Raw genomic sequence first — 14,836 nt, forward strand, 5'->3', positions numbered from 1 at the left:
TCCGCTGCCTATCCCGCGTTCGGGACCTGTTACTAAAATAGTTCCCCCCTGAATGTTCATGTTATTTCCTGTCAGCTAGTTAATTCCCAATCAATGAAATGTTGATATAGTGATGCACTTATGTGCAGCATTCTGTGGCTATTTTCCCTGCAAGCATTAATGCATTTGCTTTACCGTCAATCAATAATTGATCTGATAATTCCTTATCCGGAATAATGCGTGCCAGCTGCAGCGTTCCGACCATTACAGCCCAGATAGCGCTGGCAACTCGCATGCGGGTTACTGAGTCTGCCTCTTCAGAAAGACAGTCTGAAATACGCTCAATTATCCTGGTTATCTTGTCGGACATCATCTCACGGGTGTCAACTGGTCGGTTCTTCAGCTCAGACGCGAGCGCCGCTATTACACATCCAGACTCTGGCGAGTCCCGATGTCCCACACTGAGATAGCGGTCCAGGATCAGCTGAATAGTGAGCTTTTCATTATTTTCAGGAGCGCCAAACGCTGCGCAAAATGTTTCATCTGCAGCGAGACAAACCGCCTCTTTGATCAGTTCTTCCTTCGACTTAAAGTGACTATAAAAACCTCCCACCGTAAGCTGAACATCAGCCATGAGGCCCGCTACACCTACCTTTTCGATACCTTCTGTACGAAACCTCTTTGACGCAGCTTCAACGATTTTTTTATGCGTTTCTTCTTTGTGGTCTTTGGAATATCTCATACTACGTTCCTCATCCTGCATTATCTGAATAGCATTATGGCGATAATGCTATTCAGGGCAAAGACTATGATCTTTAACTTTATCCGGTAACCATCAACCGCTTAAGACCGCACCGTCTTGAGCGCGGACGGGCTCTGTTTATTGTATTTGGGCCACATCGCCCCCGAGCGATCGATCACTATACCCATAAGTGCGGCTAACACCATAGATCCCATGACGATAACAAACAGTCCGGCCTGGCCCACATTGAAGTACTCGACTGCAATCCATCCGCCACCGGCTGCGAGGATTAAACGAACGGTTCCGACCAGGAACATTTTCCACATATAACCGCTGCCCTGGGCTGCAAATCCGAGTGCAAACAAAATACCGTTGGCTGCATAGAAGGGAGCAACAATCTGTAGGTAGAGTTTGCCAGTAACCAGAACACTTTCATCGTGCGTGAACAGACCAAGCCAGACGCCCGGAAATACTGCTACTAGCAGGCCCACAACCTCGGTGAATACCACGCTGACAGCGACACCAACCCAGGTAATACGTTTCGCTCTTTCTATCTGACGCGCACCTACGTTTATCCCTACCATCGTCACAATTGCCGTACCGATCCCGAACAGCACAGGTATCAGCACATAGTCGAGACGGGATGCTGTACCAAAGCCACCTATAGCATCGACACCAAACACCCCCACAGCGCCGGTTACCAGTAAAACCATTACATTGAGCTGAATAGTCCCCAGTGCAGCAAGCAGGCCTACATTGAGAATTTCGCGGAAATGAGGCCAGCGTAAGCGTACAAACTTCATCAGGATACCGGCGCGCCCACTGGACATGTAACGCAACATAGCTATTGCCGCGACCCAGTAAAAAATGTTGATTGCGATACCTGCCCCCGCTAACCCAAAGCCCTTAATCGGCCCAAGACCAAAAATCAGCAAAGGCGAAAGCGGGATCAGCACCAGGGTACCAATTAGCGTGACGGTCGCTGGCACTTTTACATTGCCGATGCCGCGCAGTACTGCGGAGAGAAGATTAACAATCCAGATAGGCACAGATGCAAAAAATACATAGACAGAATACTCATGTGCGGCACTAAGTGCCTCGCCAGATCCGCCCATAGCCGCATAAATATGTTCACCCAGCCCGATAAAGAAGGCTGTAAAAGCAAGTCCAAAGGCTATAGCTACGATGACCGAATGCAGGATGAGCGCGTTAACATCGTCGTGTTTCCCGGCACCCGTCGCACGCGCTACAGCTGAGGCCACACCGCCTCCAATTCCTCCGGCAGCCATCATGGTCATCAGCATCCATACCGGAAAAACAAGTGCGACACCAATCAGCGCCGGTGTTCCTAAAAACGATACGTAATATGTTTCAGCTACATTGACTAACGTTTGTGCAATAAGTACGAGAGTCGTAGGAACAGCGAGCTGCATCATTGTGCTAAAGACTGGCCCATTAAGAATCGCTTCCTGCCGGGCTAGTTTGGCCGCTTCGCGACTGTCAGGTTTCATTTAAATCTCCAGAGTGTTTGAGCAGGCAGAAGGCCCATGGCTGGGCATAGTTTGCACCAGTGGGCTCCTTTATATTATGATCATAATACTATGAGATTGAAAAAAGAAAGCCCTTTATGAAACGCTAACGTTTCCTGGTTCTGAACTTATTTCTAAGTTACCGAAATCACATGGAAAATTTTTTATTATCACTGAGTACAGTACGGGAGGTTAGGGTTCATGAAGATTTTATTAGCAGCTTTTGCATGTATTTTTCTCACAACCGGCGTTAATGCAGCGCAGTTTGATGAAGGAAAACAGTACATTTCTATAAGCAAAACAGTGCCCGATGCCCCGAACGTGCTGGAGTTCTTTTCGTTCAACTGTCCGCATTGCTATCAGTTTGAACAGGTCATTCACGTCTCAGACAAAGTGGCTGAAAAACTACCGGCAGATACGAAGATCGTTAAGTATCACGTTGAATTTCTTCCGCCGTTAGGCAAAGAACTGACGCAGGCGTGGGCAGTAGCAATCGCGTTAGGCGTTGAAGACAAAATCACTTCCCCTATGTTCGAGGCGGTTCAAAAGGAACTCAGCATCAAGAATATTGATGATATCCGTAGAGTTTTCATTGATGCCGGTATCAAAGCAGAAGATTTTGATGGCGCGTGGAACAGCTTTGCAGTGAAAGCCTTAGTGGCTAAGCAGGAGAAAGCGGCTATGGATGTTGAACTCAGAGGGGTTCCGGCGATGTTCGTCAAAGGAAAATATCAGCTGAATACGCAGGGTATGGACACAAGCTCGCTAGATACTTTTGTTCAGCAATACGCGGCGACGGTTAAGTATTTGATTGAAAATTAATGACTATGCAGTGGCGCTTAGTTTTAGGACTGATTGCATGCTATGAAATTTTCTGAAGCCACCGGCCAGAAAGTAGGCAGATCAATTTCGTAAATAGCGACAGTAAAGAAGGCTGGGACCTGGATGCGTGCGTGACAGAAAGTTGGGTCAGATGCGTTCCAGGTCCCCCGACCTTCAGGACCTCGGGAGCCTGCACAGTAGGTCGGTTTTAACTCCATCAGAATCTATTACTTTGGACCCGCAATTAAAGCTGGCTGGACAAACGGGCGTACCGCGGCCTGGCTCACTGATTTGACTATTGCTTATAATAAATATAGAGCAATAGTCAAACTGAGGTGATTCATGAACAAACACAGCGCCCCAGAAAGTGAGCTGAGAGCTTCTGAAAAACTCACTGAGCATCAGCAAAATCTTTTGAAAAGGATCAGTAACGTAGCTGTTTCGCTGATGCCTGAGTTTGAAGATAAAAACAAGGTACTTGAGGCGTTAACGCTGGATGATGGATCTTTGTTGCAACTGCTCTGTTCCATTCAGATGGAACAAAAAACCCGTTCGTCAGACCACGAGGCGCGAAAAGTGCGCCGCCGCCGTGAAAATCTGGAGGCGTTTTACAGCAGTCTGCAAGAGCTCGGCGGCGTCGTGAAAGTGAACTTCGTAGCCGATACGCTGGGTATAACCCGCCAGGCTGTGAATGTGCGGGTGAAAAAGAATCAGCTCATTGCGTTTAAGCAAAACGGTGATTTTATCTTCCCTGCGTTTCAGTTCACCGATAAAGGACTGGTAACGGGTTTAAGAGAAATCATGGATGCGTTTGATGCAGACACTCATCCTATGCTACGTCTTGGGGTGCTGAAAGCACCGATACAACTCGATGGAGGAACATCTAAAACCCCGATTAAAATTATGCAGGACGGAGCAAAACCTGAAGAGCTGGCACTGGCAATACGTGCGGCCAAACTATTTGGAAGCCAAGTTGCCAGCTAAATCTCATACAAAAATGAATATTTAATTAATAAATATCAATGAGATATGCGTGTTTTCGGGACGGGGGTTTCTTTTGCATTTGTCGTGAATGTGCGCTCAATAACATTAGTTTCTGTGGTGTTATTTATACTGACACGTATCCCCTTTGAATTGCATGCAAAGGTACGTGTATGTCTAGAGGACGTAGTTTACTGACGATACAGGACTATCAAAGAGCCCTCAAAAAACATTATGGGCTTGGGAATGGTGCCGGGTATAAACCCTGGCTCAGGGTTCAGGATGTACCTTCCAAAGGTACGAGTTCTAAGATCCAGGGACTAAAAAGCAATCGCGCACATCATTTATTGTCTCAAACGGAGAGCGCTTGTTTTTATCAGGCCGAGTTTCTTGATCGGGTTGTAGACATACGCGAGCAGTTTCCGCTTCTACCATTGAGTCTCAGTATGAAAATTGCTGAAACTATAGGTATTCAGCATCCTCGGATCCCTACAACTAAAACCCCTTCAATAATGACAACTGATTTGTTGCTTACCTGTCAGCAGGGTGGGCAGTTATGGTATGAAGCGATAAGCGTTAAGCCAGAGAAACAGCTATCTGAAGAAAGAGTGGCTGAGAAACTAGATCTTGAAAGGGTGTGGTGGGAATTGCTTGGGGTACCATTTAAGGTTTTTGTTGTCAGTGAACAAACAAAAATTCAGTCAGGTAATATTGAATGGGCAACAGCACCTCTTCGTCAGGGATATATTCCTTATAAAGGCGAAGTTGATTTAGCTCTGGCACTCATTCCTGTTGGTACCGTTATGGTTTCAAAGATTTGTCAGGATTTTATGACTAATATTGGGATGAGTGCTGATAATGCACTTTCACTATTCAGATATTTGATTGCTACAAAAAAAATCATTATTGATCTTGATGCGCCTGTTGTTGATTCCGGTGTTGCCTGGATCATAAAGATTAATACTGATTTAGTAGGGTGACATAATGAATCTGGAAATCAATAGCATATGGGATATTACTGGCATTGATGGTACTAAGGATAGCCGTTGCCGAATTCTTGCACTTTACTACGAAGTAAACATTTGCGTGATATATGAAATTACAGAAGACATACAAAAAATTAGAATGCCAAAATCCATTTTTATTTCCGACTTTCACGAATCAATTTTAGCCCACAAAAGTAAACTTTCAAATTTTGATATTCCTGCAGGCCTGACAAACATGAAAGCAAAATACCATTAAAACATCGGGTGAAACGTGATAATAACTTTCTTTTAATACAAGGATTAATTGAAGAACCTCTATTTTTGCTTGAGTTAATCAGCAACCAAAGAAGTGGAATTTTGACAGAACATGCCAAATCCCATAACACTTATAGTAATAAAATATATCGCTTTCTGAATAAATACTGGATGTATGGTCAGATTAAAAATGCATTGCTTCCTGCCTGGTATAACAGTGGAGGGAAGGGGGTAAATCGCATCGCTGGAGATGTGAAACGTGGTTCACCGGGTAAAATCTCACCATTTATGGATGCTAAATCTGTATACAGAAATGTATCGGAGGAAGATAAAAAGATATTCATCAAAAGTATCAGGGAATTCAGCACTAAGGGTAAGAAAAAAAGTCTTCATTCCATTTATGATGATATGTCTAAGCATTATTATCGTAATGAGATTTATCAGGCTGAGAAGGAAAATATCCAGCCCGTACTTCCTTCATATGACTCATTTCGTTACTGGATTAAAAAGCTTATTCCCGAGAGCGAACTTGTACAATATCAATCCTCATCCAAAAATTTCGCGTTAAATAAAAGAGCTCTTATTGGGAGCGCGACTGACCATACTGAAGTTCCCGGAAGCTGCTTTGAACTGGATGCAACAGTACTTGATGTTCATATAGTTTCTTCCTTTAATCGGGAATGGATACTGGGGCGACCGACGGTTTACCTTGTTATTGATAAAGAAAGTCGGATGGTTGTCGGGCTACATGTTTCAATGGAGTATGCTTCCTGGCGTGCAGGCCGACAAGCACTGGTTAATGCATTCACAAATAAAAAAAGATATTGCTCTCAATTTGGTCTTCAGATAGATGATGCAGAATGGCCATGTCATCATTTACCACAAAAGTTACTTTGCGACAGAGGCGAATTTGTCTGTGAGCAGCCAGAAATTCTCGTTGTTCCTGTCATCGGCACTTTGCTTATTGCACCTTCAGGGCGTGCTGACATGAAAGGAATAGTTGAACGTCATTTTAAAATTTTGAACGATAATTTAGTTCATCAGTTGTCTGGGACAACTAATGGTAAAACATATGTTAGGGGTGAAAAAGATCCCAGACTGGATGCTTGCTTTACCCTACAAGAAGTAACAGTTTTATTAATTGAACAAATTCTGGAGCACAATCATTCCACTAAAAATACACTTTTAAAACAGTCAAGTTTGATGGTTGCAACGGATTTACCACTCACACCGCAAAACTATTGGAACATCCACTTAAATAATCATAGACATGCTTTACGTTGTGCAAGTGAATCGGAAATCCGGTCACAGTTGCTTCCACCGATTACAGTGTCTATGACTGATAGAGGGATCAGGTTGAATAAAGAGATGTTCTATCAGTGGGATTCGCCAGAATTTTCAGATCTGAAAATTATCGCCAGAAATTCTGGGCGCTGGAAACTGGAGGCCCGAGTGGATCAAGATAACTCAGATTTCATCTATGTGAAAATGTTTGATGGTGGTAGTTTTGTGCGTTGTGACCTGATGCGTATGTCAGCACTATTTGGTAAAAAACACAATGCAGATATTGAATGTGTGATGGATTGGAATAAAAGAAGAACATCACTTCCTGATATAACTATGCAATCTGTTAAAAGATATGACGTGCAGCAAGAGATAATTCATAAGGCAGAAAAAAATCAAAAAGAAGCTAAAACTACTAAATCTAAAAGTCAGAGACTGAAAAAAATCAGTCAGCATCGCCAGGATGCTATCAAATCTTCAAGATTCAATGAAGATGAATTCATTTCAGAGATAGATTATGTAGATGATGTCTTATCAAATCAATACAAAAAAATAAAAAGTAATCAAATTTCACAACTCAAAAGGATTAGAACTAAAAGTAATGAGGATAAAGCAGGGTAGTATCATGTTAATGCTTTGCTCTTTATGAGATTTATCAATTATGCATGGTATAGATTTGTATAAATAACATGATGGGGGTTAAATGAGAGTTGTAACAGCTAGCTATCACTTAGCTATTCTCCCTGAGCATCAGGGGAATCCGCTAATTGAGTCATTGCCAAAAAAAGTTTCAGATGCTGATCTCGGCATCCAACTGAGTAGCTATCCGAATGCAACACCCCAGGAAAGGAAACTTGAACCAATATTCCGCACGGAGTATTTAGCAAGGTTAAAAGATCTCAGGCAGCCTCTTCCTGTCTACATTAATTGTTTCAGAGCAATTGAAACAGCAATAAAGGAAGGATACTCGACAAAAAATCCACTTTCGCCAACAACAGCTAATTATATCCATTATATGGTAGACAATCGTCCCGAGATTTCTCCAGTTACAGGTTTTTTTAGTCCTAAGGGATGTGGGATTACTGTTATTGGAGAGAGTGGAGTTGGTAAAACATGCATGCTGGAACAGATCCTCAATTGTTATCCCGACGTTATTGAACATAAAAGCTATAATCGTGAAGACATCTTCATCAGGCAAGTTGTGTGGTTGAAAGTTGACTGTCCTGCGGACTCAAGTATTAAGGCTCTTTGTTATAGTATATTAACTGAGCTGGATAATAAACTAGGTAGTGTCCCTGTCAAACGGGCTGCGACAATTCCATTGTTGCTTGAGCAAATAGAAGCGAGGATTAAATCTTGTTTTCTTGGGATTCTGGTTATAGACGAAATGCAGAATCTCAATCTTGCAAAAACAGGAGGTGCAGACAGACTCTTAAGTTTCATTCATAGCCTGGTCAATAATCTTGGTATACCTGTATTGTTTTGTGCTAATCCACCATTCAATGAGTTACTTGCTAAAACTCTCAAAACTGCACGACGGGCAGAGAGCAACGGGTATTTCGAAATTACATTGCTGGAAAATGATGATGAATGGATGCTTTTTATCGAAGAGTTATGGCTTTTACAATGGACGCGAGTTTATACCCCCCTGACACCTGAATTAAGTGATAAACTTTTTGAGCTGAGCGTGGGCAACATCGAACTCGCTGTCAGGATTTTCCGTGAGTGTCAACGACTCCTTATTGGACAGGCAAATGAGGAAATAACCCCTGAAGTACTTGATTATAGTGCATCCACATCAATTAGAGCATCCAAACAGGCTGTGGATGAAATACGTTTAAAACGGTCTCTTGGAATATTGAAACGTCAACATAAACAACCAGATGGCGACAGCAATATCGAACAGGATACGCTTCTTAAAGATAACAGTAAATTTTTATTAATCCCCGGCGACTTAAGTCGGCCCCATCATCATGAGTTCTCAGTAAGCATTTATGAAAAATTAAATGCGCATACCATAGCGGAGCTTATAAAAGATCAAGACATATTTCAACGATATGTGCATCAGACGGTTTCAATGGATGAATTGTTCTTAAAAGGCATTGTATGCGACACATTAATAAGTCCAGATAGTGAGGTTTAGGATGCTCTGGCTTCCTCGTGCCTTTCCAGACGAACTGCTTATCAGTCGACTGATAAGATTTGTGACGATTGCTGGATGGAGCGGACTTTCAGAAATATACAACCTGATGGGTTCTAAAAAAAGATGTATACATCCTACGTTGACCGCATCTTTATGTAAATTAGCTTCTCAGAATATTGATGAGGCTAATTGTTTATTAATGCATCAGACACTTGCACCACTATATATGTATTATCTTCCACGTCATGCAAGTGAAATTAAGAATGCGTTATTTTCTGATAACAGTAGTAAAGCTCTTCGGGAATGCCAGTTTCCATCTTTTGGTACGGAAAGTTCACTAATACTCAAAAGCTGCCCACAATGTGCTGAAAAAGACATCGCTGCATATGGAGTATCGTACTGGCACAGAATGCATCAGATTCCCGGAATAAGCGTTTGTGCGAGCCATCAGGTTTCTCTCAATGTCGATTCACTCAATCAACGTCAAAGGTTAATTTCAGGTTTTTTACCAAGTCCTGTGAGGCCCTGTACACTGGGAGATGAGGACAGTTTCCAGTTCGCACAGTTTACAAATGCCATCTTACAAAAATTAAGTAATAGCCAAATAAACATTTCAGCAGTCATTCAATACAGGAACAAACTACGTCAGGATGGTTTTGTAACACAACAGGGGAGAGTAAGACATCATAAACTGATGAGTGCATTCTTTAATGATATTAGTGATTCATCTCTGCCGAGTAATCAATTTCTTCCTTCTGATGAAAATGACTATGGCTATCTGTACCACCTTCTGAATATGGAATTTAGTGTTCATCCCGGAAGACATTTGATATTTGCATTTTGGTTGTTCAGGTCAATTGAGAACATCATGAATTGTATTCAGTACTCATTCAATGATCAGTATGAAGTACACGATATTAAAGAACCTGTCTTTCAGCCTTCAATTGACATCATTCCAGTTCTGTCTAAGGATATTTCCATGAATCAGATGAGTGTAATTTTAGGAAAGAGCCGTTGTTTCATCAAACGCATCGCTGCTCTGCAAGGAATAAAACTAAAATGTTATCCTAAAAAGCTAACTGAGGAATTAAGACATAACATTGAGTCTTTAGGCTATTTAGGTTTTCACCGTAAGGCTATCGCTGAAAGATGTCAAATCGGTGTAGGTAGTGTTGAGTCAGTAATCTCTTCCTGCAAGGGACTTGTTGCCCGTAGGAAATTATGTCACTACCAGTCATCCTTACGGCGAAATAAATTTAAGATTGTGCATTGCAGAAAAATAAATCCTGATATCACGAGAAATGAGATCAGGAAAATTTATAACGCTCAATTTTTCTGGCTTTATCATCATGAGAGATCATTGTTAGAGTCAATTTTGCCACCTGCAATGCCTGCCAAGGGCGCAAAATTAAGGAGTTAAATAGAATGAAAATATATGATGATGAATCTATTAATAGTTACTTGTTTAGGTGCCTACATGTTTATGGTATCAACTCCTTTCAAAGTGTTATCGGGAATAATGGGCTTTGGCATTCTCTTCCTCAAGCTCCTGTTCAGTTAGTACCCTATTTACAGATGCTCCCCGACATGATGCTGTTTAAATCTTTGCAGCGGGAAGGGTATTTTAATGTCCGATGTAATAGCAGAGGGACCCCGTTAGAAATAATAGCGTTATTACGTCGCGTATATGGAGGCTCACATAAAACTACAAATTATAAAGGTTCGAGCGAGGTTCTATTTTGTCAGGTTTGTCACATGGAAATGATGTTGAAATATGGACATGTATATTTTAGAAGTGAGTGGAAAAAAATAGCAATTGTGCTATTCATCGTGTGCCATTACTAAATATTACAGGCTCGAATATGAAGGAAACTGTTAATAATATAATTAATTCAACTGAGTGGGGAGATTTGAAAACAAAAAATTGCAATATGAATTTCTATTCATACAAAAATGAAGATTCTTCAGAAAATACCTTTGTTGAACCTGTTTTCTTGAAGTTCCTGATGCCATGCACCCTTGACGCGACTTCTTTTTTTGTGCGAGAGTACTATATGTCGAATGCTAAGCATCTTCGCTCTAAGTTACGTATATATTCTGATCTTTTCTATAGTTCATTTGCACCTAAAATGCGTGGTATCAATAACCCTATAATGAAAAATGTCAATGAAGAAATAATTTATGCCGCACTGAACGAACTGAAACTATTTGATTATAAAGCTTGGCTTTCATTTCATAAGCATGCATTTAAACTTAAGGAGTTTTCACTGGGGTTCAATCAAAGAAAGTCTTTGACTGTTACGACCGCTAAAAGTGCAAGTGCTAATTGCTCGAAATGCTACATTCAAAACAGTCGCAATTATTGTGTTTATGATGCGATCATAAATAAAATACCTATGGATTCAGGTGTAACCTTTCGGTTCTTTACTAATCTGTGTGAGCAAAGAATAAAATTAGGCTTTAATCTATTCTAATTTTCTTATAATTTTTAGTGTTTCTATTATCAATTGGACCTTATTATATAATTGAACAAATAAGTTTTGGTCTCAAAGTCCTTTCCAGCGCATCAGTATCCGCTTTTCGCTCTAAGCAGCTCCTAAGCGTCTCGCACCGTCCGCTCCATGCCAAAAGCGAAAGTGATTAACAACCATATGTATTGTTCAACGGGGAGCGTGTCACTTCATTTTTCTGCCCTCAGGAAACGAAAAAAGTGTGCCGGATCAAATCTGCTTCACGTGAGTACGTTAATCCCGTAGCTGGGATGTTTTAACCCTATTAAGATGGCGGATACACTTTCTGTTAGAAGGATCCGCCGGTGATAGGCTCACAATGGAATAAATGGGATTTGCACATCCACAGCCCCCTGACGTGGCTGGCTAACAGCTATAATCCGGACGATATTGAGAATTATGTTCGCACGCTGGGGGCGCATCATCTGTCCCTCATCGCCGTGACGAACTACTTTTATTTCCGACAGAACGAACTGGAAATCATCCGGGAGGAGATTGCAAAGCAGGGTCTGGCGATAACGGTACTTGCCAACGTGGAATTTCGTCTCGATCAGCAAAACCGGGATGACCAGTTCATTAACATCCATATTCTTTTTTCAGAAAAGCTCTCAACCGAGCGCATCAATGAAGCCCTTTCCCACCTGCCGATCAGGCTGACGGATGGAGGGGGGAAGAATGTCTACTGCTGTGAGAAAAGCGTTGGCGACAGTGGGCATGGTGTCGATACCATCACGGTTGCACTGTCAGAGCTGACTTCTCATCTTAACTCCACGCTGCGTCCATTCCAGGATTTTCTGATTGCCGTGTGTCCCAACGGCTACGGCGGATATCGTCCGGGCTCCACCGGACGGTCCGCAGCCGCCGCGACTGAGATTGACCGCCAGGGACAGATAATTTTCGGTGGTGCCGCCGATCGCGCATTTTACCTGCGAACCGACCGTTATACCGGTGCCACAATCAAACCCGTCTTTCTGTGTTCGGACGCGCACAGCGTGGCACAGATTGGCGGGCGTTATACGTGGGTAAAGGCGATGCCGACCTTTGAGGGCCTCCGGCAGGCCCTGCTTGAACCCGAGTCGCGGCTAATGATTGGTGATGACTGGTTGGCCACCCGCACACCCAAGGCCCACTTCAGTAAGATCGAGGTGGAAGGGACGATTTTTGATGGGCAGGAGATCCGTTTCAGGCAACTGGCAATCCCCCTGAGCCAGGACATGGTCGCCATTATCGGAGGCCGTGGAACCGGAAAAAGCCTGCTCCTGGATGCGCTTCGCTCCCGGTTTGCCGGAGCCGCAGCCAGGGGAAGTGAGCAACGTGCCGTGAATGTTCAGAATCTCTGCGTTGAACTGGACAAGGCTAACGGGGAAAAAGTGCGCTTTGATGCACATTCGGAAGGATACGAATACCTCCATGTATCGCAGGGTGAGATCAAAAAACTCTGCCAAGAGCCCGGTCTTATCAGTGACGAGATAAAAAAAATGCTGCGATTGTCTCCTCACCATGAGGCTGGCAGCACGGGCATTCAGTTGAACGAAAACCTCAGCGCCTGGCGTGCATGGCGTGAGTTTCTTACCTTTAAAAATGAGCGTGATGAGCCAATCAATACACGGGCATTTCAGGAAGCACTGGCGAGAACGTCTCGGGAAAAAATTGATGTCCTGACCAGCACCCGTAACAGAGAGCTGATCGCGCAGTTTCGTGACAACAGCGGCCAGCAGGCCACCCTGACGCAGGCCAGAAAACACGCCACCGGGCTGCAAACAGTGATTGATGCCGCCGCCCGGGATCTGATTACAAAGATCGACGCCGTCAATGCTGCCGTCGATGACGGCACGATTATCCCGTACCCTGATTTCTCATTGCTGGCCGCCGCTGTCGTGACAAAGCTGGCCAGTATTGACGAGCAGACTGCACGGCTTGCCGAGGATAATAGCCGTATTATTGCGTCGTTTCAGGAGCAGGGGCTGGGTCAGGATATCCCGGGATTGCTGGAGAAGGTGCAGGAATATCAGCAGCAGGCGGATCGGGCTGAGATACACTTGGGTACTATCGACACCCGGGAGAAACAGTATCAGCAGGAGTTACTCCAGCGAGGCGAACTTGCTACCGCGTTTATTGACACACTGCTGACAAGACAAGCGGTTATCGATACTGCCTATGCCTCTCTGGCTACCAGACCACACCTGACTGACGATCAACAGGTATTAATCGGGGATATTCTGACGGACATTCGTATTTATGGCCGGCCTCATTTTGATTTAGCGGTGTTTTACAACGGTATGCTTGATCATATGAACCGCGGCCGGTTCAGGGCTTCTGCTGAACAGACGTCTGTTGAACGGCTACGCGATGTGTTCCGGGTGCATACCATTGCTGATTTACATGCACTGCTCTCCAACGCTCCCGTAATGGCACTGCCGGAATGCCCTGACAGGAGACTTTCAATTGAAGAATTTCTGTGGCGCAGTGAGTATTTTAACAGTCAGGGACCATATGCCCTCCTGAACTTCCTCTTTAGTCCGGAATATATCCAGCAATACTTGAGCGTCAGGGCGGAGTTTGAATACAAGGGAAAAACCGTCGAGAAACTGTCTGCCGGTCAGCGCGGAACCTTTTACGTCTGCCTCAAACTGGCTACGGATGCGTTTGGCTCACCTTTTGTCTTTGACCAGCCGGAGGATGATCTGGATAACGATTTCATCATGCACAATCTGGTGCCGCTATTCCGGAAAATCAAACAGTACCGTCAGGTCATCATAGTGACTCATAATGCTAACCTGGTGGTGAACTGTGATGCGGAACAGGTGATCATTGCCTCAAACGATGAAGAGGTGATTACATACCGGGCCGGGGCACTGGAGTACGGCGATCATGACGCACCAAACAGCATGCGCAGAGCAATTTGCGATGTGCTTGAAGGGGGGCGCCACGCATTTGAAGCCCGAGAGCAGAAATACGGCATGCTTTGGCTCAATCCATTATAGAAAGGAATAATATCCCGGGTCTCTGCGTGGCATTTTACAGTGGCCTGCAGAGACCGACTTCGCCTGGAGTAGGTAGCGCTGTGAAACCATCGTATCGTGGAATCAGCCATTATCTACGCAAGCTGCGTTTCGGTGCTAAAGACCCGAAATCCTCCCCACTGCAGAATGTAAAGGAGTCGTAGTATCCGCTTTTAGTTCAAAACGGCCAGTCATGCCTGCTTAAAAACAGGCTAACGTAGGGTATTTTGCGTTTTCCTAATGGACCCCTTATAGGCGGGCAATCTTGTTAGCCTTCTAGTTTTATCTCTATGCACTTTTTGAGGTTTCAGGATTTCAGTCATCAACCGATACTCTTCGGTGTCAGATTATTCTGGGACTTATGAGGCCGCTCGCTGTTGTATGCCGTAAGGTAGCGCTCTGTGACTATCTTGATTAAATCATTGTTCTGAACAGATAAAAAACCAGGATTTTTGTCAGGTAAGTCATATTAAACCGTTCGATAAACGCATTCTGATTCGGGGAAGAGATCTGACAACCCACTGTTTTGTCTCATAGGTGTGTACTTAATATAACTACAAACTTTTTTACCGATAAGTCCACTAAACTACAAACTTTATTATC

General features: G+C 43.6%; 11 protein-coding genes and 1 pseudogene. 9 read left to right on the top strand and 3 right to left on the bottom strand.

From position 1 onward, the window contains the following. Positions 1–118 precede the first annotated feature (118 nt). Together WFO70_RS19925 and WFO70_RS19930 are read right to left on the bottom strand one after the other, a co-directional pair. The gene (locus tag WFO70_RS19925) at positions 119–721 is read right to left on the bottom strand and encodes a TetR/AcrR family transcriptional regulator (protein ID WP_337018680.1); all 603 of its coding nucleotides are present in this window, start codon (positions 719–721) and stop codon (positions 119–121) included. A gap of 101 nt (positions 722–822) precedes the next feature. Beyond that, on the bottom strand, positions 823–2,232 hold the full coding sequence (locus tag WFO70_RS19930; protein ID WP_337018681.1) for an MATE family efflux transporter: 1,410 nt from the start codon (positions 2,230–2,232) through the stop codon (positions 823–825). 219 nt (positions 2,233–2,451) lie between these two features. Between WFO70_RS19930 and dsbA the strand changes: the two genes are divergently transcribed. From dsbA to WFO70_RS19975, 9 genes are all read left to right on the top strand, one after another. Further along, on the top strand, positions 2,452–3,072 hold the full coding sequence (gene dsbA / locus WFO70_RS19935; protein WP_337018682.1) for a thiol:disulfide interchange protein DsbA: 621 nt from the start codon (positions 2,452–2,454) through the stop codon (positions 3,070–3,072). A 342-nt stretch (positions 3,073–3,414) separates the two neighbouring features. Then, a complete protein-coding gene (locus WFO70_RS19940; RefSeq protein ID WP_337018683.1) occupies positions 3,415–4,056 on the top strand; it encodes a DNA-binding protein in 642 nt (213 codons plus the stop codon). 170 nt (positions 4,057–4,226) lie between these two features. Next, the gene (locus WFO70_RS19945) at positions 4,227–5,033 is read left to right on the top strand and encodes a TnsA endonuclease N-terminal domain-containing protein (RefSeq protein WP_337018684.1); all 807 of its coding nucleotides are present in this window, start codon (positions 4,227–4,229) and stop codon (positions 5,031–5,033) included. Between the two features lie 4 nt (positions 5,034–5,037). Beyond that, positions 5,038–5,295, top strand: coding sequence for a hypothetical protein (locus WFO70_RS19950; protein WP_337018685.1), 258 nt, complete (start codon positions 5,038–5,040; stop codon positions 5,293–5,295). 8 nt (positions 5,296–5,303) lie between these two features. After that, entirely contained in the window at positions 5,304–7,199 is a 1,896-nt protein-coding gene (locus WFO70_RS19955) for a transposase (protein WP_337018687.1), read from the top strand. 82 nt (positions 7,200–7,281) lie between these two features. Then, on the top strand, positions 7,282–8,721 hold the full coding sequence (locus WFO70_RS19960; protein ID WP_337018688.1) for an ATP-binding protein: 1,440 nt from the start codon (positions 7,282–7,284) through the stop codon (positions 8,719–8,721). Position 8,722: 1 nt separating this feature from the next. Then, entirely contained in the window at positions 8,723–10,141 is a 1,419-nt protein-coding gene (locus tag WFO70_RS19965) for a TnsD family Tn7-like transposition protein (protein WP_337018689.1), read from the top strand. A gap of 442 nt (positions 10,142–10,583) precedes the next feature. Then, a complete protein-coding gene (locus WFO70_RS19970) occupies positions 10,584–11,195 on the top strand; it encodes a hypothetical protein (RefSeq protein ID WP_337018690.1) in 612 nt (203 codons plus the stop codon). Between the two features lie 341 nt (positions 11,196–11,536). Beyond that, positions 11,537–14,215 carry a TrlF family AAA-like ATPase gene (locus WFO70_RS19975; protein WP_337018692.1) on the top strand — a complete coding sequence of 893 codons (2,679 nt, stop codon included), beginning with the start codon at positions 11,537–11,539 and terminating at the stop codon, positions 14,213–14,215. Positions 14,216–14,521: 306 nt separating this feature from the next. Here the strand turns inward: WFO70_RS19975 and WFO70_RS19980 are convergent. Continuing rightward, positions 14,522–14,728 (bottom strand): annotated as a pseudogene (locus WFO70_RS19980) (integrase core domain-containing protein); the annotation flags it as partial. Between the last annotated feature and the right edge of the window lie 108 nt (positions 14,729–14,836).

Source organism: Leclercia sp. AS011 (assembly GCF_037152535.1).
GTDB lineage: Bacteria > Pseudomonadota > Gammaproteobacteria > Enterobacterales > Enterobacteriaceae > Enterobacter.